The organism is Bacillus fungorum (genome assembly GCF_002746455.1).
GTDB lineage: Bacteria > Bacillota > Bacilli > Bacillales > Bacillaceae_G > Bacillus_A > Bacillus_A fungorum.
Map to the genome: position 1 here is coordinate 1 of NZ_NWUW01000037.1, position 25,456 is coordinate 25,456.

23 protein-coding genes, 2 pseudogenes and 2 other annotated features are annotated in these 25,456 nt (G+C 34.3%); of the genes and pseudogenes, 4 read left to right on the top strand and 21 right to left on the bottom strand.

Annotated elements, in window-relative coordinates; all coding sequences use genetic code 11:
* Nucleotides 1-153: 153 nt before the first annotated feature.
* The 11 genes and pseudogenes from CO726_RS27425 to CO726_RS27475 all read right to left on the bottom strand — a co-directional run bounded on the left by CO726_RS27425 (nt 154) and on the right by CO726_RS27475 (nt 12,126).
* Nucleotides 154-834, bottom strand: a complete 681-nt coding sequence (locus CO726_RS27425; protein WP_000119508.1) for an MgtC/SapB family protein — start codon at nt 832-834, stop codon at nt 154-156.
* Nucleotides 835-993: 159 nt separating this feature from the next.
* Nucleotides 994-1,650, bottom strand: a complete 657-nt coding sequence (locus CO726_RS27430) for a YkyA family protein (protein ID WP_099686361.1) — start codon at nt 1,648-1,650, stop codon at nt 994-996.
* Between the two features lie 14 nt (nt 1,651-1,664).
* Nucleotides 1,665-2,486, bottom strand: a complete 822-nt coding sequence (locus CO726_RS27435; protein WP_098762250.1) for a peptidoglycan-N-acetylglucosamine deacetylase — start codon at nt 2,484-2,486, stop codon at nt 1,665-1,667.
* Between the two features lie 100 nt (nt 2,487-2,586).
* A pseudogene (locus tag CO726_RS27440) lies at nt 2,587-3,054 on the bottom strand (sensor histidine kinase); the annotation flags it as partial.
* Between the two features lie 77 nt (nt 3,055-3,131).
* The gene (locus CO726_RS27445) at nt 3,132-4,136 is read right to left on the bottom strand and encodes an LCP family protein (RefSeq protein WP_099686362.1); all 1,005 of its coding nucleotides are present in this window, start codon (nt 4,134-4,136) and stop codon (nt 3,132-3,134) included.
* Nucleotides 4,137-4,444: 308 nt separating this feature from the next.
* Nucleotides 4,445-6,748, bottom strand: coding sequence for a glycoside hydrolase (locus tag CO726_RS27450; RefSeq protein WP_099686363.1), 2,304 nt, complete (start codon nt 6,746-6,748; stop codon nt 4,445-4,447).
* Between the two features lie 213 nt (nt 6,749-6,961).
* Nucleotides 6,962-7,171, bottom strand: coding sequence for a DUF6366 family protein (locus tag CO726_RS27455; protein ID WP_000846275.1), 210 nt, complete (start codon nt 7,169-7,171; stop codon nt 6,962-6,964).
* A 103-nt stretch (nt 7,172-7,274) separates the two neighbouring features.
* Complete coding sequence (thrB, locus tag CO726_RS27460; RefSeq protein ID WP_099686364.1) at nt 7,275-8,177, bottom strand: homoserine kinase; 903 nt, start codon at nt 8,175-8,177, stop codon at nt 7,275-7,277.
* The gene (gene thrC, locus CO726_RS27465; RefSeq protein ID WP_000276455.1) at nt 8,174-9,232 is read right to left on the bottom strand and encodes a threonine synthase; all 1,059 of its coding nucleotides are present in this window, start codon (nt 9,230-9,232) and stop codon (nt 8,174-8,176) included. Before thrC ends, thrB begins: the two co-directional genes overlap by 4 nt.
* Nucleotides 9,225-10,520 carry a homoserine dehydrogenase gene (locus CO726_RS27470; RefSeq protein ID WP_099686365.1) on the bottom strand — a complete coding sequence of 432 codons (1,296 nt, stop codon included), beginning with the start codon at nt 10,518-10,520 and terminating at the stop codon, nt 9,225-9,227. Before CO726_RS27470 ends, thrC begins: the two co-directional genes overlap by 8 nt.
* A gap of 154 nt (nt 10,521-10,674) precedes the next feature.
* Nucleotides 10,675-10,906, bottom strand: a binding site (T-box leader).
* A gap of 114 nt (nt 10,907-11,020) precedes the next feature.
* Nucleotides 11,021-11,252 (bottom strand) — a binding site (T-box leader).
* A 235-nt stretch (nt 11,253-11,487) separates the two neighbouring features.
* Complete coding sequence (locus CO726_RS27475) at nt 11,488-12,126, bottom strand: pyridoxamine 5'-phosphate oxidase family protein (RefSeq protein WP_099686366.1); 639 nt, start codon at nt 12,124-12,126, stop codon at nt 11,488-11,490.
* 81 nt (nt 12,127-12,207) lie between these two features.
* Here CO726_RS27475 and CO726_RS27480 point away from each other — a divergent pair, with 81 nt between their 5' ends.
* Entirely contained in the window at nt 12,208-12,816 is a 609-nt protein-coding gene (locus tag CO726_RS27480) for an NUDIX hydrolase (protein ID WP_099686367.1), read from the top strand.
* A gap of 184 nt (nt 12,817-13,000) precedes the next feature.
* Here CO726_RS27480 and CO726_RS27485 read toward each other — a convergent pair whose 3' ends face one another.
* The 4 genes from CO726_RS27485 to CO726_RS27500 form a co-directional block, all read right to left on the bottom strand.
* Nucleotides 13,001-13,828, bottom strand: coding sequence for a peptidoglycan-N-acetylglucosamine deacetylase (locus tag CO726_RS27485; protein WP_099686368.1), 828 nt, complete (start codon nt 13,826-13,828; stop codon nt 13,001-13,003).
* 118 nt (nt 13,829-13,946) lie between these two features.
* Complete coding sequence (locus CO726_RS27490; RefSeq protein ID WP_099686369.1) at nt 13,947-14,822, bottom strand: aminoglycoside 6-adenylyltransferase; 876 nt, start codon at nt 14,820-14,822, stop codon at nt 13,947-13,949.
* A 133-nt stretch (nt 14,823-14,955) separates the two neighbouring features.
* Nucleotides 14,956-15,627, bottom strand: a complete 672-nt coding sequence (locus tag CO726_RS27495; protein WP_099686370.1) for an O-methyltransferase — start codon at nt 15,625-15,627, stop codon at nt 14,956-14,958.
* 147 nt (nt 15,628-15,774) lie between these two features.
* Nucleotides 15,775-16,494, bottom strand: coding sequence for a 3-ketoacyl-ACP reductase (locus CO726_RS27500; RefSeq protein WP_136699878.1), 720 nt, complete (start codon nt 16,492-16,494; stop codon nt 15,775-15,777).
* Between the two features lie 197 nt (nt 16,495-16,691).
* Here CO726_RS27500 and CO726_RS27505 point away from each other — a divergent pair, with 197 nt between their 5' ends.
* The gene (locus CO726_RS27505) at nt 16,692-17,279 is read left to right on the top strand and encodes a DUF3139 domain-containing protein (protein WP_136699879.1); all 588 of its coding nucleotides are present in this window, start codon (nt 16,692-16,694) and stop codon (nt 17,277-17,279) included.
* A gap of 23 nt (nt 17,280-17,302) precedes the next feature.
* Here the strand turns inward: CO726_RS27505 and hitS are convergent, their stop codons facing one another.
* The 3 genes from hitS to CO726_RS27520 all read right to left on the bottom strand — a co-directional run bounded on the left by hitS (nt 17,303) and on the right by CO726_RS27520 (nt 20,901).
* Entirely contained in the window at nt 17,303-18,379 is a 1,077-nt protein-coding gene (gene hitS, locus CO726_RS27510) for an envelope stress sensor histidine kinase HitS (RefSeq protein WP_136699880.1), read from the bottom strand.
* The gene (hitR, locus tag CO726_RS27515; protein ID WP_220389089.1) at nt 18,376-19,053 is read right to left on the bottom strand and encodes an envelope stress response regulator transcription factor HitR; all 678 of its coding nucleotides are present in this window, start codon (nt 19,051-19,053) and stop codon (nt 18,376-18,378) included. The genes hitS and hitR overlap by 4 nt, the downstream gene beginning before the upstream one ends.
* A gap of 87 nt (nt 19,054-19,140) precedes the next feature.
* Entirely contained in the window at nt 19,141-20,901 is a 1,761-nt protein-coding gene (locus CO726_RS27520) for an ABC transporter ATP-binding protein (RefSeq protein ID WP_099686374.1), read from the bottom strand.
* Nucleotides 20,902-21,141: 240 nt separating this feature from the next.
* Between CO726_RS27520 and CO726_RS27525 the strand changes: the two genes are divergently transcribed.
* Nucleotides 21,142-21,906: an alpha/beta fold hydrolase gene (locus tag CO726_RS27525; protein WP_001194292.1), complete on the top strand. Its 765-nt coding sequence runs from the start codon at nt 21,142-21,144 to the stop codon at nt 21,904-21,906.
* 99 nt (nt 21,907-22,005) lie between these two features.
* On the opposite strand, the gene entFM is transcribed toward CO726_RS27525, so the two are convergent.
* Nucleotides 22,006-23,268 (bottom strand): enterotoxin EntFM, encoded by a 1,263-nt coding sequence (gene entFM, locus CO726_RS27530; RefSeq protein ID WP_099686375.1) that lies wholly within the window; start codon nt 23,266-23,268, stop codon nt 22,006-22,008.
* Between the two features lie 698 nt (nt 23,269-23,966).
* Between entFM and CO726_RS27535 the strand changes: the two genes are divergently transcribed.
* Complete coding sequence (locus CO726_RS27535; protein WP_098760333.1) at nt 23,967-24,137, top strand: DNA mismatch repair protein MutT; 171 nt, start codon at nt 23,967-23,969, stop codon at nt 24,135-24,137.
* A gap of 45 nt (nt 24,138-24,182) precedes the next feature.
* Here the strand turns inward: CO726_RS27535 and CO726_RS27540 are convergent.
* Nucleotides 24,183-24,338 (bottom strand): annotated as a pseudogene (locus CO726_RS27540) (nitroreductase family protein); the annotation flags it as partial.
* Between the two features lie 135 nt (nt 24,339-24,473).
* Nucleotides 24,474-25,427: a D-alanyl-D-alanine carboxypeptidase family protein gene (locus CO726_RS27545; protein ID WP_099686376.1), complete on the bottom strand. Its 954-nt coding sequence runs from the start codon at nt 25,425-25,427 to the stop codon at nt 24,474-24,476.
* Nucleotides 25,428-25,456: the final 29 nt, after the last annotated feature.

The following is a 25,456-nucleotide window of genomic DNA, read 5'->3' on the forward strand; positions in this document are numbered from 1 at the left end:
TCGATAACTTTCATTTCCGTTCAAATAACGTAGAACGATTTGTATTTTTTCATCAGCTGTAAATTTAGCCATAGAAAAACTGCACCTCCAATTGTTAGACTGTGTCTAACAATTGGGGTGCAGTTCAATTCACTTCACTCTTTTTTCTTACAATTATCTACTTTCCACTTCAACTGAAACAACACGATCTATCTCTTTTAGTGAACTATATAGCTCAGTTGTATATAGATCTTCTGGAGCTAAAATGACCATCTCTAGTTGCTGAAATGCTCCACTATCTATATCTTTAATTTTTACGCGTTTCACATGCATACCTAAATTTTTAATTTGCTTAAATATACCATCTAACTCATGATGCTCTTTTACAGTAATTTTTATAGATAAATCCTTTTGTCTTAATGAATACGGCCCTGCAATTTTCACAAGTTGTGGAAGTACGTTAATCGCTAAAATAATTAAAATCATAGCAACCGTCGCTTGTAAATAAAATCCAGCTCCAATCGCAATACCTAAAGCCGAAGCAGCCCAAACCATAGAGGCGGTCGTTAATCCAGAAATAACGTCATTACTTCTTCGTAAAATAACACCTGCCCCAAGAAAACCTATCCCACTTACAATTTGTGCAGCTAGACGCATTGGGTCCATATTTGTATGTCCTGGAACAGAATATACATGGACTGATTCAATTGAAACCATCGTAATTAAACAACTTGCTACAGAAATAACCATACTTGTTTTCACACCAAGTGGTTTATTCTTTAGCTGCCTATCTATCCCGATGAATAATCCTAAAAAGAGTGCTAAACCTAATTTGAGTAAAAATTCATATGACATATTTCCAGTCTCCTTACTTTACAATGTTTCCCTTGGAATAATTCACTATAACTCTTTTATGATATCAATTCCAGTCTTTTCTATTCATTTAACATAAAAAACCGAAAAAACATTTGTGACGATGTTTCCCCGGCTTTTTATTACACTTAACATTCTTCTTTATTTCTGATCTTTAATCTTAATCTCTGCATCTTTGTAAAATGCTAATTTACTGTCATTATACTCTTTTGTAAAATTGTTAAATTGCTCTTTGGACTTTTGTGCTTCCACATTCAGTCCATTAACAGCCTTAACTTTTTCACCAATTTCTTTTAATTTCGTTTCTTTTACTTTTAATTTTTCATACAGTTCTTTTTCAGTCTCTAACGCCTTCGTATAATTTTCATTCATTTTTTGGAATGCATCATAACGTTTTTTATACGACTCTTCTACTGCTTTCGCTTGTTTTTGTAACTTCTTATCTTCAAGCTTCTCTATATTTCCTTGAACGGATTTCGTTTCTTTCTGAGCTTTTTCTAGCATTTCTTTCTCATTTTTCAATACTTTTTCACGGTCATCTACATTTGCAGTAGCTTGCTCTATTTTCTTCATAACAGCTTCATTATGATCTTTACCTTCTTGTAAAATTTGAGAATATAGTTCTTGACCTTCCTTCTCTAACTTCTCTAACTTCTTCGCTTCATCAACTAATGATTTTTCTTGTGTAGCCGCTGTTTCAAAAGCTGTATAAAGATTTTCTTCTGGTTTTTCACCGAAACAACCTGTTAATAACCCTACTGATAGTGCTCCAACTACTGCTACTTTTCCATACTTCAACGTTCATTCCTCCATTACATACGGTTATCATGCCAGAAATTCACTGGGAAGTGACTCTCTTCATGATAAGCTTCAAACTCATAACCCTTTTCTTTTAACCCTTTTAAAATTGCTGGCACAGCAGCAACTGATTGCGGGTGAATGTCATGCATTAAAATGACTTCTTGTGGTTTTGTTGCATTATTTAATACATTTTGAGCAATTTGTGCTGCAGCTGCATCGACTTGCATTTTATTATATTTCCAATCTAATGAATCAATTGTCCAATCCCAAACTTTAAAGCCGCCCTCTACCACTTTATTTCGAAGACTTTCATTTAATCCAGGCATTGAACCGTATGGCGGGCGTGTTAATTTAGGTGATTTTCCAATTATGTTCGCGATTAGGCTTTGATCCTCTTTCATCTCATTTACATATTCGCCATTTTTATATAACTTTGCAAAATTATGTGTCATGCTATGCATTCCCACATAATGACCTTCTGCATTTTCACGTTTTACTAAATCTGGAAATTCTTTTACATTTGCTCCAATTAAAAAGAATGTCGCCTTCGCATCATGTTGTTTTAACGTATTTAATAATTCAGCCGTATATTTCCCCGGACCATCATCAAATGTAAGATAAGCAACTTTTCTTTCTTTTCCATTAAAACGACTTGGTGCCGTTTTATTCATTTCTACTTTCGGTTGTTCACTTGCGAGCTGTACTACATTTTCTTGTTTTGCAACAGCCTTTGCTGGTGAAGTAATGGATTGAAACATGAAATACCCAATAGCTACTACTGCAATCGCTATTAAAACGACTACTATTCGTTTAATTTTAAAAGCTTTTTCCATTCTATCGAATTCCTCTCCCTATTAATCTTATATATAAATCACCCAATATAATTATACATCTATTTATTTTATTACACTATATAAACAGACTTTATATGTATTATAATGGGAGTTTTATCAAAATGGTTGTTCCTATTCCTTCTTTACTTATAATACTAAGTGTACCTCTATGAAGCTCCACCATTTTTTTAACGATAGCTAAACCAAGACCTGCACCTGTAGCATGGTTATTAATCTGGTAAAATGACTGTTCTATATATGGTAAATGCTCTTTAGCAATTCCAATCCCTTCGTCTTTCACCTTTATCACTGCTTGTCCTTCATTTTTAGTCGCTTCAATGTGAATTGTACCTTTTTCACGTGAATATTTAATAGCATTTTGAACAATATTCAAGAAAATTTGCTTTAGCCTATTTCGATTTCCCATCAATTCAACGCTTTCTATCGTATTAATAAATTGAATTTGTTTCTCTTCAGCGTTAGGAGTTAATTGCCAAATCGTCTCCTCTAGTATATCGTATATTTGCACCTTTTGTTTATATAAATTAAAATGATTTGAGTATAATTTTTCTGAAATAAAAAATCGTTACAGAAAAGTTACAAATCTATTCCGATAAAAAAAGATTGGCAAAGGCCAATCTTTTTTTATTGTTCGTTTCGAACTGGTTTTGGTGTTACACCTAAATGTTGATTCAACTTATTCGAAATATCTTTCACATTTTTTTCGTTTGGAATGTAATAATAAATACCTCCGATACGTTTATCCGTACCTTCTACTTGCATTTTTTCCATTTCCAAATTAGATCCTGCCATATTTTTTGTAATTGCAAGCATATCATCGAAAGTTAAATTCGTTTTCATATTTTTATCGACCGCATCGAGTAAAGAGCCCATTTTGCTAATAGATTGAACAGACATCGCTTTTTTAGCAATTGCTTCTATTACAAGTTGTTGTCTTTGACCACGCATTGCATCACTGTCAATTTTACGCGTTCTTGCAAGCGCAAGTGCTTGTTCGCCATTTAAATGCTGGAAGCCTTTTTCTAAATGAATCATACCTGCTTGGTCTTTACTATCTTGTTCGGTGAAAGTAACTGGTACATCAATATCAATACCACCAAGTGAATCTACAATTTGAACAAATGATTCAAAGTTAAACTTCACATAATAATCAACAGGAACATTTAAAAACTTTTCCACAGTATCTCGTGTACTTTCAACACCACCAAATACGTGTGCATGAGTAATTTTATCTAATTTTTTTCTAGATGGAATATAAACACGTGAATCACGTGGAATACTAACTAATTTAACCGATTTATCATCTTTATTAATTGTTGCTAATAAAAGTGCATCTGTTCGAACAGCTTCACCGTATTGACTTTTTCGCATTTCACTACCATCTACACCCATAATTAAAATGGAGATGTTATCCTTTAAAGGCTCAACTTCTTTATCACGTTTTGATGATTTATCAATTTTTGCATACGCATCACTTACAACTGCTTTTGCTTTGTTATATATTAACGATCCATATCCTACTCCTCCAAAAATAAGTAGGAAGAATGGAATTAAAATGAACCATTTTATTGACTTTCTTTTAGAACGTTTTTTACTGCTTCTCGTATTTTGTTCTAATTCAGAGCTCATATTCATTCTCCTCTCTTTCTCTTTCCCTAGTATAATGTATGTCTAGCAATCTTCATATTGAATTTCCTTTCAATCACCTTACATTTTTGTAAGGTTACATGATGAATCCAATATGTATTCCATTTCACATTATACTCTCGTGCTTATTTTTAGCAAGTCACTATTTTCCAGCTTCAAATATTTAACACTTCTCAACATCTAAAATTATAAATTTATAATTTTATTCGTTTCGAATTGTTCGATTTCCACCTAAAAAAGCAGCAAGAATAAAGAGCAAAATTAGTAATGAAACAATAAATTTTATATTATTATTTCTCAAGCGGTGTATACATTGTTTTCTTCCCATGATTATAAATGAAAGCGGATTTTGCTTTTAGTTTCGTCTTATCTATGTCTATCTCTTCATTTGAGAAATTCACAATAATTTTAATCTCTTTTCCATACGAAGCAGATTGGACTAGTTTATCTTCTGACATATATGCAAAGTTCGTCATTTTTTCTTTTACTGCCTTTTCGTGAACTTCATTCCAAACTTTCAGATGCTGCGTAATTTCTTGTTTATGCTTATTCCACTCTACTTCATCTAAATGGTACAACGGAGGAACATTATACAATAACTCGTATAGCATACGGTTTCCTACCTCATCTTTTACTTTCAAGCTTCCCCATTCCCAGTGGTGCGTTGTAATAACTGAATCATTGTATACTATTTTATATAATGGTACGGAATATACAGGATTTAAATACACTTGTTTATACTCTTCTTTTAATGGTACTTGTTTTGCATATTTATCTGGAACATTTTGATTCGGTGACCAATATCCGCCTACATAATACGGACTTGTTTTATTTTTCCTCATATCTTCATCGTCCCATTTAATAACAGGCGTTTCAATGCCGTGAGCAAATACTATCGTGCTACTTGCAAAATCATTTCCGCCCTCAGAGCCAACTACCATACCTTTTTCTTGCGCAATATAATCCATTCGTTGTAATCTTGCTTTTACATCTTGTTCTTGTGTCGTTATATGTTTAGCCGAATAGTCATCATAAATTTCACCTGTTGCATCACAATCAATAAACCATGAATTGTATTTAGGTCCATTTTGTAATATATCGTTCATGCGTTCTTTTACACTAGACAGCGATAAAGTCGGGTTTAACTTGCGACCTCTGCCTAAAAAGCCTTGCACCTTTTCTCCGTTTTTCTTCGTTACAGTTGCCCCTTCATATAACGATGGATCAGTAAAAGAAGCTGTATTCCAATTTTTATCAGCTTTTTCGTGAATAGAATGGTAAGAATCATACGGACCAACTAAATATCCCATTTTCTTAGCTTCTGTCACGAAATTAGGCTGCATATACCCTTGTTCCCAGTTCGGTAACCCTATCCATGCATTGTCTATTCCTGCCGCTTTCATTTCCTTTAGTATATCCGTTCCATCTGCCTTACCCCATTTACTTACTTCTTCAACCGCGTCACCGAGCGCCGACTTTAATAAATTCTTATTTAAGTTATACAACTCCATTTTTGATAAGTGATCTATCCCTTTGTTTAATAACTCACTAGCGTTCTGATCAACTTTTTGGAAAATATCCTCTTTATACAATTCCTTCATTGATAATACTTCATTTACATAACGCAAAATAACATTTTTTTGGTACTTATCAATAAAATCTTGTTTACTTACTTGCTCAAATACACTCAGTTCTCCAGGCTCCGAACTATTCTTTTGAATAAGCTCTTTTATATGACTAAACAGAGGACTATTTATTTGCTCTCTTATCTTCGGCCAATTTATGTTACTTTCAGACAAACCATTTTGATTCCAAAAATAAAAATGAGCCGCACCATAAAGTTTTTCAATCTCTTTATTTTTTCTAGCTTTTTCTTGTAATGTTTTAAATTCACCTTTTTGAGCAATATTATCCTTATACAGTTTCGCAATACTAACTGCATCATTATTTGTCACATATAATTGAAATCCATATGTTTTCTTTTTATTTATACTCGGGAATTCATGTATAAAATCAAATCCTATTTTCGGATCCGAATGAAACTTCAATTCATTATTAAACATATTGTTCGCAATATATACAATGGAATATTTTGAACCATTTAACGCAAAAAACTTCATAGAAAATGATTCAGCAAATGAATATGCATCATCCTTTAAAAATTTCTTCCAATTTTCATCATCACTCGGAATTTGCTTTCCTTCCCATAACGGAAGTGTATAATTTTCAGCTTGTACTTTCGGCCACGTAAAGCTTTCTGCACCAGTCGATTCCACTTCAATATTTAAATGATCTTTTTTCTTTTCTAGATTCACTTTTACTTTTTGATCTGGATATTCCCAAGATGTGCGATTCTTGTCTTTTTTTACATTTGACACCTTCATTTTCGGCAACGGCTGTGACGCCTGTTCCTTTACACCGTCATGTGCTACAGTTAACGTGAAAGTCTCTGGATTTACATCGTAAGTAAACTCTTTATACGTCGCTTTCTTTATTCTAGACTCTTGTACAGCATTGCTACCTTTTACATCACACCCGGCTAAAGTCGAAAATGACATAGTTGTAAGAAGACATATTACTATCATTTTTTTCATCTTCTGCACCTCCACCACTGAATATACAGGGGCTTTGTTACAGAAATGTGGCAAAAAAATAGAACCAGCATAACGCTAGCTCTATTTTGAGTATTATAAATAAGTGTGTATGAACAACTATAATTTGCTTAAAGTATATGTAATACAATAACCGTGTTTTTTCATCCTCACTACTTATAAAAGCAAATAATTCATAACTTTAATGTGCATTTCTTAACTAAAAAAATAAGTGTATATAATATAGCCTAAAACTAGCACTAAAATTACTAGCGCTGTACCTTTCCAATTCATACCACCTGTCATATCAACTGGACTACCGGATTCAGCTCTGTTTAATCCATCCTTTAAAGAGCCGGTAGGATTATTTTTCAATTCACTTTGCCTTATACGTTCTCTTTTTTCTTCTGGTGACTCTGTCTTCATACGATCACCTCCAAATGAATACACGCTTTACTAAATTATACATTATTACTTTTCTTTTATATGCCCACTGAAAAGATATTTACAACAAAAAAAGCTAGCAATGCTAGCTTTTTTTTAGCCCTATATGTTCTTCTTTATTTACAGTAATTCCTCTATGATCGATTTCTAGCTCACACACTTTCATAGACGTAAATACTCTCGCTAATTGCTCAGCAATTTCTTGACGTTTCTCATACGGCGTTAATATAAAAATAGATGGTCCTGCACCGCTAAGCGCTGTACCGTATGCACCGAATTCTTTTGCACATTTACGAATAGATGGTAATAACGGTACAAGTTCTAAACGATACGGCTCGTGAAAATGATCTCTCTCCATCATTTCCCCTACAACTTCCCATTTCTTTTGACATAAAGCAGCTACTAATACATTACTTATCGCACTAGCCTTAACCGCTTCATGAAACGGAAATACATCTGGTAATACAGATCGGCTTTCATCTGTATTTAGCTCTTCATTTGGAATAAGAGAAATTACGCCTAATTCCTTACTTTCAATTCTTACAACCGAAACATTCTTTCCATCAAGTGCTCCGATTACAGTTCCTCCTAATATAGAAGCAGCAACATTATCAGGATGACCTTCAAAATTTGTAGCGATTTGAACTTTTTGATCAGTTGTTAAGTTCAAATCGCCTAGTTGATTCGCAAGCTCTATCCCAGCTACAATTGCTGATGCACTACTTCCTAGGCCTCTTGTTAGGGGGATATTACTAGTAACTTCTATTATATGGGGTGATAAAGAAGGACTAACTTTACATGCCGTGCTAACAATTAAATTTTTATCATCTGTCGGAATCGACTCAGCAAAGGAATGGATCACTTGCCATTTATCAGCTTTCTCTTTTACTACTACATTTAAATACAATGACAAAGCTATTCCTACTGAATCAAATCCAGGTCCAACATTCGCTGTACTAGCAGGAACACGAATACTTAATGGTATCACGACATAATCACCCCTTTAATATGCTCTTTAATTTGTTCTATATTATTTGAAACACTTGCAATGTCTAATGTATTAGAAGAAATTGCGATATCAGGATCTTTCAAGCCGTTTCCAGTTAAAACTGCAACAACGGTCTCTCCTTTTTTGATTTTTCCAGATTGAACATGTTTAATCACACCAGCTAATGAAGCATTTGATCCTGGCTCAGCGAAAACCCCTTCCGATTTTGCTAATAATCTATACGCATGTAAAATTTCTTCATCTGATACCATATCTATTTCACCGTGAGACTGTTCGGCAGCCTCTACTGCATATGACCAACTCGCTGGGTTACCGATACGAATCGCTGTTGCAATTGTTTCAGGTTCTTCAATGACGTGTCCTTTTACAATAGCAGCCGCTCCTTCCGCTTCGAATCCGTGAATCCTTGGCTTCTTATAGCCTTTTTCTTTCTCATATTCACAGAAACCTTTCCAGTACGCTGTAATATTTCCGGCATTCCCAACAGGAATTGCTAAAACATCTGGTGCACTTTGTAACTGGTCACAAATTTCAAACGCTGCTGTTTTTTGCCCTTCAATTCGATAAGGATTCACTGAGTTTACTAATGTAATCGGCTCTTCCGCAGCAATATTTCTTACAGCCTTTAGTGCATCATCAAAATTTCCTTCTATTGAAATGATTTCAGCACCATAGGCAACTGCTTGCGCTAATTTTCCATGTGCAATCTTTCCTTCCGGTATTACGATAATACATTTCATTCCAAGGCGTGCCGCGTAAGCGGCAGCCGATGCTGATGTATTACCTGTCGATGCACAAATAATTGCCTCCGAACCTTCTTCTTTCGCCTTTGCGACTGCCATTACCATACCACGATCTTTAAAAGAACCTGTCGGATTCGCTCCTTCGTACTTACCGTATAACTGAATCCCTAATTGTTTTGATATATTTAATAACGGAATAAGGGGTGTATTTCCTTCCATTAAGCTCACATCAGGTGTGTTTTCATTTACCGGTAAATAAGAAGCATATTGGTTTAATAGTCCTTTATACATATTGTTTTTCCTCCTCAATAATGTAGTAACTGTTTATTTCACTTGCGACATCTTCTATCGCTCCTAAAACTCGTTCGAATTGATACTTTGAAGTTTGATGTGTCACAACAACGACTTCTGCAAGTTCACGATTTAAAGGTAATTGAATAACTTCTTTTAAACTTACAGAATAATTAACGAAACATTCTGTTATTTTTTGCAACATCCCAGGTTCATCTCGTAATGAAATACGTAAGAAATATTTCGAAACAACTTCTTCATCTCCCTGTAATTCATACGGTTCTGGTTCTTTTAACGCACTTTTATTTTTCTGAACTTGATTCATATTTTTAACGATTGAAATAATATCACTTACTACAGCAGAACCAGTCGGTAACTTCCCAGCTCCAGGTCCGTAAAACATTACTTCTCCTACTGCTTGACCGTGAACATATACTGCATTAAATTCATTATTTACATTCGATAATGGATGATGACTTGGTAAAAGCGTCGGTTCTACACTTAAATGAATGGCTGAACCTTGTTTCTCTGCTTTCCCAATTAATTTCATAGTAAATCCTAACTTTTCAGCCATTTGTAAATCTTCTTTTTCGACCTTTCGAATCCCTCTTACTTGCACATCATCTAAAGAAACATTCATCGAAAAACCTAAGTTTGCAAGAATGGCTACCTTTCTCGCCGCATCTAGCCCATCTACATCCGCTGTTGGATCCGATTCTGCGAAACCTAATTTTTGTGCTTCCTGTAAAGCCTCTTCATACGACCATCCATTTTGACTCATCTTTGTTAACATGTAATTTGTTGTACCATTTACAATTCCCATTATTTTTTCAATTTGATCTGAAGCTAATCCATCCGTTAATCCCCTTAATACTGGAATACCACCCGCTACACTTGCCTCATAACATAGATCACAATCATTTTCATTCGCTAATTGGAGAAGTTCTGCACCGTATACAGCCATTAAATCTTTATTTGCTGTTACAACATGTTTCTTATTTCGTAAAGCTTTAACGATATGCTGTTTTGCTTCTTTAATTCCGCCCATTACCTCTACTACAATATCAATATTTGGATCATTTAGAACTTCATCGACATGACTTGTTACTACGATTCCATCAATGCAAACATCACGTTCTTTTTCCAAATCACGTACAACGACTGTCTTTACCTTCACTTCATACCCTGTATCAAGTGCAATTTTTTTATAATGTTCTTTCAAAATATGGACAACACCACTACCGACCGTTCCTAAACCTAATACCCCAACATTAATAACGTTATTCATTTTCTAATCTCCTCCTAAAAGTTTAATTGTTACACCTATAAATCACCTTACTCTGCTTTTTGATCATGCAGGTGGTGGTTATTTCCGTACGTACAAATCGTTTCATGTTACTGCACCTCCTTTCAAAATAATAAAAAAACACACTCATCCCTAGGAAAGGGACGAATGTGTTTTCGTGGTTCCACCCTTGTTCCAACCTAGACGTATTTCTCCCTAGATTGCTCAAGTTCAGATAACGGCTGATTCCGTCAATAATTACTAGATTACTCGTTCACTATTGAAGTTCAAAGGTGGTAAAATCATTTCTCGTGTTAGGAAGCTCACACCCTTGACTTCCCTCTCTGTAAACCGTAAAAATGATTTCATGTCCTTATCGTTACTTTTCGTTCATGTTTATTTGTTAACTCATTATACTCGCATAAAAAACAAAATCAATACTATTTTTTAATTATTTTTAATTTTCAATCTCTAAAACTATAAAAAAACACACTCATCCCTAGGAAAGGGACGAATGTGTTTTCGTGGTTCCACCCTTGTTCCAACCTAGACGTATTTCTCCCTAGATTGCTCAAGTTCAGATAACGGCTGATTCCGTCAATAATTACTAGATTACTCGTTCACTATTGAAGTTCAAAGGTGGTAAAATCATTTCTCGTGTTAGGAAGCTCACACCCTTGGCTTCCCTCTCTGTAAACCGTAAAAATAATTCCGTGTCCTTATCGTTACTTTTTCGTTCATGTCTATTTGTTAACTTATTATAGTTATCAACTTTTTAAAAAGCAAGCCTATTTTTACTAACAATTTTCAAAATCATTTTTTATTATATTTCACAATAACATTTTACAATTGCCGCTCGATTTACCTATTTTGTTGTTTCTCCTTCTTATAAGTCAACGGTTTATATATAAATATCCCATTCTAAAATGTGTACATATTCACCTTACAAAACTATATAAATAAAACTTTTTTAATACAATCTTTTCGTATAACTTTCTTCTAAAGAACGTGCAACATCCTCTTCAGAAGTATTTACTTTCGCGTGCTCCAGCAACATTTTTGCTGCTGAAGGTAACTCTTTTTTATGTAACCAAGATTCTGGATCCCACATTTTCGAACGAATAAAAGCTTTTGCACAATGAATGTAGCATTCTTCTATTTCAACAACAATTCCAAGTAGCGGAGTGCGTCCATTCGCCTGCATTTCTTGCAAAATTTCTTCGTCGTTTGTTATATACGCTCGGCCATTTATTCGGAGTGTCTCCCCAAGACCTGGAATAAAAAAGAGTAACCCTACACTTGGGTTTGAAATAATATTCAAAATGGAGTCTATACGGCGGTTGCCTGATCTTTCTGGAATAATAATTTTATTATTATTTAATACGTAAACAAATCCAGGTGCATCTCCTCTCGGCGAAGCATCGCACTCTCCTAATTTATTTGCAGTAGATAATACTAGAAAAGGAGATTTAGACAGAAAATCTACGCAATGATAGTCTAATGATGAAATAACCTTTTTCAAAGCTCTCTCACTTGGTTGCCCTAATATTTTCCGTAATTCTTCCTCTGTTGAAATAATCGATTTTATTTCCGCGCTTTCTATCCCCACTTATACCCTCTCCTTTTTCTTTATTTTCCCAAAATTCAATACAAATATTGTATAATAAAATTTGCAGAAAGGGGAATTAAAATGACAGAGTGGTTAACAATATTTGATTCTGAAAGAAATACACTTGGGAAAAAATTACGTGATGAAGTGCATCGTGACGGTGATTGGCACGAAACATTTCATTGTTGGTTTGTAGAAAAAGATGCTGAAGATATATTCTTATATTTCCAATTACGCTCTAAAAATAAAAAAGAAGCTCCATGTATATGGGATATTACTTCAGCTGGACATATTATGCATGATGAAGATGTACAAATTGGTGGCCTTCGTGAAATTAAGGAAGAATTAGGGATTTCCTTTCAAAAGACTGATTTAGCATACAATGGAATCTTTACAATAGATTATGAAATTTCAAATCTTACGGATCGCGAGTTTTGCCATATGTATTTTCACAACGTCATCGATCCACTTCCATTCGCACCAGGTGAAGAAGTAGACGATGTGATGAAAGTACATGCAACTTCTTTTCTACAACTATTAAAAAGAGAGATTTCATCTTTTACAACTATTTCTGTTTTAAACAATAATCCGATAACAATTACGTTTGAAGATATTTATCCATATGATCTTGCATACTATGAGTTTGTTATAGAACAAGGAAAAAAATTGCTAAAGAATAATAGTTTATAAACAAAATAGGACTCCCATTTTAAAACACTTGGGAGTCCTATTCTTTATCCTGCCATTTGTAAGCAATAAGAATCCCACCTCAAATTTCTGCAAGTGCAAGGAATTGGTGGGATGTCGGGCGCCTGTACAAGTGAGCCAATAATCAGTGGATGATTGACAAAACCCGACTGATTTACATTTCACTTTATTTTCTCTCTTTCGATGTTTGGAACATACTTGGTAGCGTTACAAAGCGTGCTCCTTTCGTTTTTAACTGCGGAATAATTTTCTCTAACGCATCAACAGATCCTTGTAAATGCCCGCCTGGAGTTGAATGCTGCAGTATGACACTACCAGGAAATGAGTTCCCTAACACATTATTTGTAATCGTATCCGCACTTACACCTTTCCAATCAACCGTATCAACACTCCACTGTACAATCATAAAATTTTGCTCTGTTGCCCACTTCAATTGATTTTCAAGTATTTCACCATACGGCGGACGAATAAACTTCGGTGCATAACCAGCTAAACGATTTAATATTTCTTCTGTTTTTATTATTTGATTACGGTACTCAGCGTCATTTACTTTCGCTAAATTTGGATGGCTATACGTATGATTGCCAATTACATGCCCTTCATTCGCAATACGCTTTACTACATTCGGAAACTTTTCTGCATTTTCACCAAGCAGAAAAAAAGTAGCTTTTACATTATGTTGTTTTAACTTATCTAATATTTTTGGCGTAAATTCTAAATCCGGTCCATCATCAAATGTAAGAGCGACTTCCGCTTTATTGTACGGTCCTGAAAATGCATACGCATATTTTTCGACCCATGAAAATGGTGTCCATGATCCACGCTCATCTGCTTTCATTTGTACTTCATAATTTTGAGGGATATATGCGTATGGCAATGAACTTATATTGTCTCCATAATAAAATGAGTTATATGGCATATAAGCATACGAAACATCTCGTTCTAGTCCCCATTGATATGGAGCGAACATTTCTGGCGAATAAAAATAATACATGGTAAAAAACCTCCCTAAATTTTCATATGTGATTCATCTGCACTTTGTTAGAGAAATTCTTATCAATATACAAAAATAAGACTGTCCATTATTAGGACAGTCTTACTGCTTTATATTATTAATAAATCGATGTACTATCTTTTGGCAAAGCTTTCACATGTTTTAAATAGTTCGTCACTTTATCATCATCATCATCTTGCGGATAGCGATATCCATATGTGTTAGCAATTTCATTCGCCACTTCCCTAAATAAATCACCCATAACAAAGAATGACTCCCATATGTTTTCATATTCTGCATTAGAAAATGTCCTTTTAAATTGCTCCCACATATCTTTTTCAAAATACTGTTCGAAATGCTTCCCAAACTTCCCTGTATTAACTGTAAAGTCTGTTTTCATACCAATATGCCATTCTAGCATTACGATTAACATATCTCGCACTGGTCCTTCAAGCATCCCTTTCACATAAGAAAGTTCCTCTCTCCATAATCCTTTTGCCACATTTGTACTACACCACCAAAACTCATTACAGCAATCTAAAAACTCTTTTTCTGTAGGCTTTTTTATTAAGTAGTCTTTATCGCTTGCTGGTGGAAATTCCTCCATACAATTATCTTTATCGAGAAGCAATTTACTTAAACTATCTTGTCCAACGAAATTATTTATTAATTCAACTGGAACTAGTGTTAAATCGATCCGATTCCCATCCATGAACTGCATTAAATACGGAAACTTTCCGTCTCCATCTGGTGGAACTAATGACATTTCTTCCGGCATTTGTACAATCATTATTTCTCCAAATCTACGTATCCAATTATGATTAGATGTAAAAGATTGTATTTCATTTACAACATACATAATATCATAGTCTTGAACACAATCTTTTTTCACATTGGGATTTACACGTGATCCATTCATGATAACTGCTCGGATTCTTTCATCCTCTTTTGCTGTATTTATAATTAAGTCTAACATTTCTTTTTCCGTTCTCATCTACTTACAGCCTCCAATTTTTTAATATATAATATAGTGTTATGTATGTCGGAGGCCCACGAGCTAATCTCGTTATACACGATACATGTTATAATTTTTCAAACATCTTTTTCATTCTATCTATCTCCTTACATCATTCTTTTACGATTGCCATTACAAATCCATCGTATCCCTTACTTCCGACAGTTTGAAGCGCTGTAGCACTAACACGCGGCTCAGCAGCTATTAATTCATAGAAACGGCGTATCCCTTGTACACGGGGGTCATTACTAGTATTATCAATTACTTCTCCTTCACGTACTACGTTATCTCCAATAATGACAGTTCCCGGGCGTGATAGTTTCAGCGCCCATTCAAAATAAGCAGGGTTATTTTGTTTATCAGCATCTATGAAAATAAAATCAAATGGTCCATATTTCTCATCTTCTATTTGCTGTAAAGAATCTAAAGCTAATCCTACTCGTATTTCAATTTTATCAGTCAAATTAGCACGTTCAATATTGCTACGTGCAATTTCTGCATGTTTTTCATTTGCTTCCAATGTAACAACTCGGCCCCCAGATGGCAATCCCCTCGCAAGCCATATCGTGCTATATCCGCCTAGAGTACCAATTTCTAAAATGTTACGCGCTCCTTGAATTTGTACTAATAATTGTAAAAACTTCCCTTGCGTTGGTGATACATCATGTGCTGGTAAATTAGCTGCAGCATTTTCTTGAAGAACTTCTTCTAATGTAGAATCTTTCGGTATTAATACATCACTCACATATTGATCAACAGCCGTCCATTTCTCAATCGTACTCATGTAAATACCATCCCTTTCAATTTTTCAGTGCTTTCTACTATTCACTTTTGATTATACCGAAAATTCTGTCTCATATACAAAAAATAAAGAAGGGACATCTACTTCATTACAGAATAGATATCCCTTCTTTATTTATAAATTTATCCCTTACGGATTAGTAGACCAAAGTCCTGCTGATTTAATAAATGTACGTTTATTTAATTTCAGCTGCGCTACGATAAACTCTGCAATATCTTCTGCTTGCATTACTTTATCTGGATTTCCATCAGTTAACCCTAAATCTACAGCCATATCAGTTGCTACTGTACTTGGAGTTAAAGCTGTTACACGAATGTTATGCTTACGAACTTCCATCGCTAACGATTCTGTTAAGCCAAGAACACCAAATTTAGAAGCACTATATGCACTTGTTACAGGTGCACCTTTTTGTCCGGCTGTAGATGAAATATTAATAATATCACCAGATTTTTGCTCAATCATGCTTGGTAAAGCGGCACGAGTTGCATAGTATACACCCATTAAGTTTACTTGAATGATTTTTTCCCAATCAGCAACGTCTAATTCTAAAAACTTACCAAATTTAGAAATACCAGCGTTATTAATTAAAATATCGATAGAGCCTAAACCGTTTTTTAATGTCTCAATCGCAGTAGTCACTTCTTCATATGAAGAAACATCAGCAGTCGCAATAACAGCTTTTACGCCTTCTGCTTCTACTTCTTTCGCTACAGCTTTTAAGTTTTCTTCTGAACGAGCTAAAAGACCGACATTTACGCCTTCTTTCGCTAATGCAATTGCTACAGCACGACCAATACCTCTACCTGCGCCTGTAATTAAAGCATTTTTGCCTTGTAATAATTCTGCCAAGTATAACACTCCTTAATCTTCTCAGTTGTTTATTATATTAAAAGTGTATCTATGTTTATGAAAAAAGGCAATGATGCACTTTCATGTGCGTAGGTTACTTGTAGGTAACTATAGAAAATTTACAATAAAGAAACCTCCTATACTTCACATATTTAATGTAAAATAAAGAGTAAGTCTTAACAGGAGAGTGTATACGTATGAAAAGAAAAAAATGGTTCTTATCACTAACTGCAGTAGGACTATGTATCATATTTTTTGCAATGTACTTTATATTTGGTAATCCTCTAAACTATAAAGTAATAGAAAAAGATACCCATGATTATCTCCATACTATAAAAAACTATAAACAAAAAGAGATACAAAGCATCACCGGAAAATATACTCCCCTTTATAATATCGGCTATTATGCAACAGTAGTATATAAAGACGAACCTTATTTTGCATACTCTTATACATACGATAATAATAAAAAAATAATACAAGACAACGGCATTTTAGGAAGACATACTGAATCATTTGAGCATCTTAATTTAAACTGGTTACTGTTCGACCAATTAATAAAAGGTATTCATACAAACTTACAAGAAAGAGGTTTAAGTGAAAAAAGGGATTATTCTATACGACACGTTCAATTCATTGATATTGATGATGATAAAAACGGTGCAGAAGCATACGTTGACTTTAAGAAAGATAAAGAATCTGATTACTCATACCGTATGAATAGTGAAGGAAAAGCTTATCAGTATAGCTGCAGCAATGGTAAATGTATTTATAAAGAGAAATAGTGTTAGAAAATATCCTCCTAACACTATTTCTCTTTATATTTAGGAATACACACAATAAATTCTGTCCCATTCCCTTCCTCACTCTCGACTTTTATCTCTCCTTGATGAAGGTCGAGCACTTTCTTTACAATAGCTAAACCTAAGCCACTTCCTCCATAGGCACGATTTCGTGAAGAATCCGCTTTATAAAAACGTTCAAAAATATGTTGCTTCTGTTCTTCAGATATACCAATTCCCGAATCACGAATAAGCACTTCCACTACTTTCTCATATTCTTTTAACTGGATTGTAATTGTGCCGCCACCACTTGGAGTAAATTTAATACTATTATAAATTAAATTAATCCACACTTGACTCATACTTTCTTGGTCAGCAGTAATGTGCACTTTCTCTAAATTAAGTTCTAATTCAATTTCTTTTTCAGTCCAGAGCGGTTCACTATTTAACACAATTTGCTTTAACTGCTGATCTAATCGATAAGTCTCGCTTTCTGGTGTATATTCTTCCGACTCTAAAAGGGTAAGCTTCAGTAAATTTTGACTCAGTTTAGATAATCTCGTTGTTTCCGTTTCAATAATGGTAAGGTAATGCTTTCTTTTTTCCTCGGAAAGACTGTTATCTTGTAGTGCTCTAGCAAATCCTTTTATAGAAGTTAATGGTGACTGTATTTCATGAGAAACATTTGATACAAATTCCTGGCGCATTTTCTCCATCGCATTCAGTTCATCTGTCATATCATTTATACTTTTTACGAGCACACCAATTTCTCCATCATACTTTTCTTCATTTCGTATTTTTACAGAGAAGTCTCCTTTTGCAATTTTTTGTATCGGTTCAATAATAGTCCAAATCATTGCCTCTCGCTTCGGTCTCATTAATACTCCGATCAATACCCAAATAAGAACAATAAATACAAAGCCGACCATATCACTAATTAAAAAAGTAACAAACGGCGATACGTTTATTTCAAGAGTATCTAATATACTAGATGCTACATAAAATGCGATAGACCAAATGATAGTGAGAAAAGAAAAGAGCGCTATTACCGCTCCAATTACTTTCAATATCTTCAACTTACTCATTCGTTCTCTTCTTCTCATTTACTTACCTCTAAGCGATATCCTAAACCTCTTATTGTTTTAATACTAAACTTCGACTGCTCTTCTTGGAACTTCTCACGCAACCGATTAATATGAACATCTAGTGTACGTTCATTCCCTTCAAAATCATATCCCCATACATCTTCAATTAATTGCTCTCTCGAACAAGTTCTTCCCGCTTTAGAACCTAAAGTAAAGAGTAATTCGAATTCTTTTAGCGGTAACGTAACCGTTTGTTCTCCAATTGTAACTTCAAATGTTTTACGATTTAACAGTACATTTCCAACTTGGATTGATTGCGATACTGTAATTTGGTAACGTTTCAGTAGTGCCTTTACTCTTACTACTAATTCTATCGGATCAAAAGGTTTTACAAGATAATCATCCGTGCCAAGGTGAAACCCTTTTACTTTTTGAGACGTTTCTCCTTTAGCAGTTAGCATCAGAACCGGGATATCATAGTATTTTCTTAATTCAAAACATACATCAAATCCATCCATATTCGGCATCATAATATCCAAAATAACCATATCGACTTTCACTTCATCTATTTTCTGAAGTGCATCTAGTCCATCAATTGCTTCATATATTTGAAAACCTTCTCTTTCTAAAAATACAGACACAAGTTCCCTAATATGCGGATCATCGTCTACTATTAAAATATTAGGTATCAAAGAAACCATTTCCTTTCTAATTAGCATCCTTATATAATTTTTAAAAATGAATAATCAATGAAGTAAAATCTCCACTGATTATTCATTTTATAATGCAGCCTCTTTAATTTTCAATTGTTGCGTTGCAAATTCACGATACATGTCATGTGTGCGTAACAATTCATCATGTGTACCGCTTCCTGTAAGATTCCCTTTTTCTATAAAGAAAATTTTATCTGCATCTACTACAGTAGAAAGTCTATGTGCAATAACTAACGTTGTTCTGCCTTTCATTAAATTATTTAATGCCTTTTGAACGACAGACTCTGATTTACTATCTAAACTAGAAGTTGCTTCATCTAACATAAGAATTTGTGGATTTCTAAGTAACGCTCGGGCAATGGCAATTCGCTGTCTTTGTCCTCCAGAAAGCTTTACACCACGTTCTCCAACTTCTGTTGCATATCCATTTGGCAAATCATGAATAAATGCATCAACATATGCCATCGCTGCTACTTTTTCAATTTCTTCATCTGTCACTTCGCCCTCAACACCGTAACAAATGTTATCACGAATCGTTCCATCAATTAACGGACTATCTTGCGATACGTAACCGATTTGACGTCGCCATGACTGTAATGAATAGTTCGTAATCGAGTCTTTTCCTAATTTAATGGCACCGCTAGTCGGCTCATAAAAACGTTCTAATAATGAGAATAACGTCGTTTTCCCGCTACCACTTGGCCCTACAATCGCTGTCACTTTTCCTGATTCAATTGTAAAATCAATATTTTTCAAGACTTGCTCTTCTTCGTTGTACTCGAAATGTACATTTTCAAGAACGATTGGCTGCTTAGCATTTGTGACCTTCACACCAGTTTCATGGTCTTCTACTTCATATTCTAAAATGGTATTAATTCTTTCCGTTGCACCAATTGCCTTTTGGAATTGTGTAAAGAACATAGATAATTGACTCATTGGCATGATAATTTGAACTAAATATAAAATAAACGCTACTAGTTCCCCTGTTGTTAATGCTCCGCTAGAAACACGCATTCCACCATAGCCTACGATAATAACAAGCAGTGCCATTAAAACAAACGACATAACTGGTGAAATTAACGCTTGCACTTTCCCCTCTTTCAAACCAAATTGCAATAACCTTTCGATGCCTTTATTTCCAGTTTCATATTCTCTTTTTTCTGTGTTTGAAGATTTCACTAAACGAATTTCTGATAACACTTGCGTTAATACACTAGTAAACGAAGCCGTTTCATCTTGAAGTGCTTTTGAAATCTTATACATTTTTCTTCCAAGTGGAACTAAAATTAATACTGACAATGGAATAACCGTTAAAAGTAAAAGTGTCATTTTCCAATCTAAAACGAATAATACAATTAATGATCCGACGATTGAAATACCACCTGTTAATAAGTTTGACAAGTGCTCAGAAATTAACGTTTTCACAACTCCTGTATCATTTGTCATACGGCTAATTGTATCGCCTGTTCTATTTTGATCATAATAAGTTACCGGTAAAATAAGCACCTTTTTCCACAAACGTTCTCTCAGTCCAGCTACAATCTTCTGTCCTATATAATTTAATAAATATATAGACAATCCTGCAGCTATAGTTTGCATAATAAAGAATGCAATTAGCCCAACAATTTGTCCTGTACTAATTGACGAAAGTGAAAAATTATCTACTAATCCTTTTGTTAACATCGGAATAAATAAACTCGCTCCCGTAGAAAGCAAACTCATTAATAACGCAAAAACAAGAATCCCTTTCGGAGGATTTGCATCTTGAATAAGGCGTAAAAACTGCCTCCAACTCCCTTTTTTCTTTGTCTCATTTCTAACTTCCATACATGTTCATCTCCTCGTGTTAAACCAAACTGTTCTTTCTAAAAATAGAATACAATACAAATGTAAACTGAATGTAAACACATTTTCTCTGTTTTTACAAAATATACATACAAACTCATCTTTACAACAGATATAAATATCTGATATTATTACCTGGTACTTAATATTATTCTATGTGAATTTTAGATAACTAATTTACAATACTATATAAATCTCCAGTTATTGAAAGGAGTATCCTTTTTGCAAACAAATATACATTCTGAAAAGGAAACAATCATTTTTATTCATGGATTAGTCGGCAATCGTCGCGCCTTCAAAAAAGAGCATAAACGATTTTCCGCCTCTTACAACATTATTACTTATGACTTATTAGGTCACGGCGATGATAAAGGAGAAGCTATCGAATTTTCATTACAGCGTCTCGTGGATCAATTATTGAACTTATACGAAAAAGAAGGCATTCAAAAAGCTCATATTTGCGCTTTAAGCTACGGCTGTTATATCTCTACCATTTTTGCACAAATGCACCCAGAAAAAGTATTAAGCATTTGTCATATTGGTGGACATTATAATAATCCTTCCCTTTTATATAACGTATTTCAAAAGTTTTGGGAGAAGCGAGGAGACGATTACTCTAAATGGCTCTCTCAATACGCAAATACCATTTTTCCAAGTGGCATACTAAAGGCAAATCCGTTCGCAGTCATTTCAAGAAATATTTATTACCGTTTCGGATTGCAATTACACTCATCAATTATTGCCCAATCATTACGACACCGTTTAGAATTCGATTTAAAATCTAAATTAAAATCACTTCCCCACCCTATTCTATGGGTAATGGGCGAACATGATCATCTCTATAAATCTTGTCTTTTTGATTTAAAGTCTATTCTCCCTAACGTTTTATATAAAGAAATACCGTTAGCAGGACATGCAGCAAACTTATTTCGTCCCAACTACTTTCATGACCTATACGCTCGATTTTTAAATGGGAAGTTACAGTAAAAACTACTACATTCCCGATCTATTCAACTATAAAAAGGCTTCCCAAGTTTCCCTGGAAAGCCTTTTCTCTATACGAAAAGTATATAAAACTACTTTTTCTTAGTATGCTTTTGTGTAACCTAACATGTGCTTGCTCCAGTAAGAGTTGCTTACAGAACTAATACGTACACCAGTTGCATCAGTTTCTGCACTAATGAACTGACCGTTTCCTAAGTAAACACCCATGTGAGAAGGACCTGATTTATAAGTATTTTGGAAGTATACTAAATCACCTGGTTGTGGATTGCTAGTTTTTGTTTTAGAGCTCCAGTATCCAGCAACTGTTTGACGAGCGCCTTTATGACCAGTTTGATTTAATACGTAGTGAATGAATCCACTGCAGTCAAAACCAGCAGGTGTTGTACCAGCAGTTCTGTATGGTGAACCATTTAAAGATCTAGCGAATCCAGCGATTGAAGATGTATCTCCACCTGTTGTTGGTTTTTGTACATCTTTAACTGGTTGTTGAACGTTATTAGTAACGTTGTTTACTCCGCCTTTTACAAACTTAACGAAGTCTGCACTTACATAACCTGTGCGGCCATTATGGTTAATTTTGTACCAACCATTTTCAGCGCCAGTAACGTTTAATACTGTACCGTTTGTTACGCCACCGATTACAGCGTTGTATGTAGCTGGGCCTGTACGTACTTTTAAAGCACCAGTATTAACAACATAAGAACCACCAGTTTGAACTGTAGTAGTATTGTTGTTTGTAGTTGGTTGTTGTGTTTGGTTAGATACAGCAGAACCACCTTTTGTTACGAAGTCTTTGCTTACGTATCCAGTTCCACCATTGAAGTTGATTTTAAACCAATCTTGTACTTCACCAACAACTTGTACTGTTTTACCTTTATTTACAGAACCTAATACTGTATGAGATGTACTTGGGCCTGTACGTACGTTCAGTGAAGAAACGTTTACTGTGTAAGTACCTGTTCCTTGTTGAACAGTAGTAGTAGTTCCTTTTTGACCACCAGTCGTTACGAAGTCACCACTTACATAACCAGTTTGACCGTTTACAGTTACTTTGAACCAACCGTTTTCTTGTCCAATTACTTGTAGTACTTGACCTGATTTCACTTTAGAAATAACGTTATGTCCTGTACCAGCACCTGAACGAACATTTAATACATCAGCAGTTACTGTGTATTTTAAGTCAGATTTTGTTTCTACAGTTTTTGTTTCAGTTACATTCGTTTGAGTTTGTCCATTAATTTCTTTTAGCGCTTCATTTGAAACTTGTGCATGAGCAGAATCCATACCTGGAACTGCAACACCCACTACAGAAGCTGCTGCTAAACCTGCAATTACTTTTTTCATAAGTTGTCTTTACTTCCTTTCCCTACTATCCTCTTCAAAAAACTTATAAACTTAATACTTTACAATATTATCAAAGTAAAATATTCATCAAGTTCCATTTTTTAACAAGAGTTTTATTTTTCACACAGAATTCATTTTAAATGAATGAAGTGAATTCCGCGTGAACTTCATGTGAACTTTACCATTAAACTTATTGTTTTTGCAATGATTTTTTCAAATTTCTTATGTATTCCATTGAAAATTCGACATTCCATTCATTATCTTAATATACATTTTCTATCCACTTTGAAAAACTCTATGAATCTAATGCAATGCAAAGAATGTATTTCCTAGTAAAGTTCCTTCCATGAAGTATACTCTTATCATGACAAAAAATACTTTTTTTATCAATAGTATAATATTTTTAGAAAACTATTTTTGATACTATCTATCGTTTTTAAAAGATTTGACGATTTGTAAGATTTAACTTCAAAAATCCTGTTCTAATTTGACGAAAATACACTTTCCACTACCTACTTTTCACTACCTATGGAATTTTCAGGATATTTATATTATCATATATACAGTAGTATTTTAATCCATACAAATTTTATTTCCCCTACACTGAAACCAATCAAACTTTTACAGGTCGGCAAATTGAATTTTGAGATGGAAGTCTTATTGCCCGCAAATAGTGGAATCAAAAAGGAGGTATATTTATGAAAAACATAATAGATGATCCTATAAATAAAAATATAGAACTGTACTATGCTTTTTTTCAATTTGTTTCATTTATCACCTTACAAAAAGTATCAACTATTGAAATACGTAAAAACGAATTAAAAAATCAGATGAAAAATTCCTATCAAAAAAATCCTTATTACTTATAAAAGGTGAACAGGTTGTATCCCTGTTCACCTTTTATCGTTCCTACATTATTTATAAATTTTCACACGGTTTTCTAATGGTTGGTATTCTTTTTCAACTGCAGGTACCACTGGTTTACCAAACGGCATTTGCGCAGTAAGCTTCCAGCTTTCTGGAACTTCCCATTCTTTTCTCACTTCTTCATTAATTAATGGATTGTAATTAAACTCAAATAATAACACTCGTATTTTCCACATTTTTCCTTCCTAACACTAAAAATAAAAAGGCAATTTATGGTTACCAATAATAAGTAACAACAAATTGCCTTTCTTATATGATGATCTAACTCAGTATTTTACTTAATTAACTAAACCAAATGCATAAGACATTAGCTTATTTGTCTCTGCAAAACGCTTCGTTTTACCTTTCGTTCCCATTACAACTGTAATAATACGAGTATCACCTTGTTTTGCTGTCCCCGTAAAACAATACCCTGCGCTATCTGTGAATCCTGTTTTTAATCCATCTATTCCTTCTATATATAAAGCTTTATTATTTTTGTTTAACATATCATTTGTACTTATAACATGAATATTATTAAATGCTAACTGACTTTGACGTAAATGAGTCACTTTTAATATTTCTGGATAATCTTTTATTAGATGATACGCCAAGTTTGCTACATCAGCAGCTGTCATCTTCGTCTCACTTCCATCGGGTTCCTGTAGTCCTGATGCATTTGCGAATTTAGCATAATCCGACATTTTTAACTGCTTTGCTTTTGCATTCATGAGCTGAACGAAATCTTTTTCCGTTTTTGCCATATGTTCTGCTAAAGCTACAGCCGAATTATTTGCTGATTCAATCATTAATGCATGGAACAGATCCTTAACAGTCAATGTGTCATTCACTTGAACTGGGATTCTCGCACCCTCTGTTTGTGCCGCTTTCGCACTCATTTTCACTGGATCTTCCCAGCGAACTTTCCCATTATGTACATTTTCTAATAGAAGGTAGGCTGTCATCATCTTAGACATGCTTGCTGGCGCAAAAGCCTCATTTTCATTATGTTGATAAATAACATCTCCATTACTCGCATCAATAATCATAGCTGCTTTTGCATCAATTTCTGGTGGTATATACTTTGGTGGTACTACTTTTTCAGTTAATCCTGTTTTAGGTAGTTCTGCCACCTGTAAAGGTTGTCCCTCTACATTTGTTGCACTCTTTTGAGTTCCTTGGAATAAGAACCAACATATCCCTAAAATAATGACTAGTAGGATCGTCAGCCTTCCCCATTTTAACCGCTTCATTTCAAAACTCCTTTAGCAAACCTTTTATA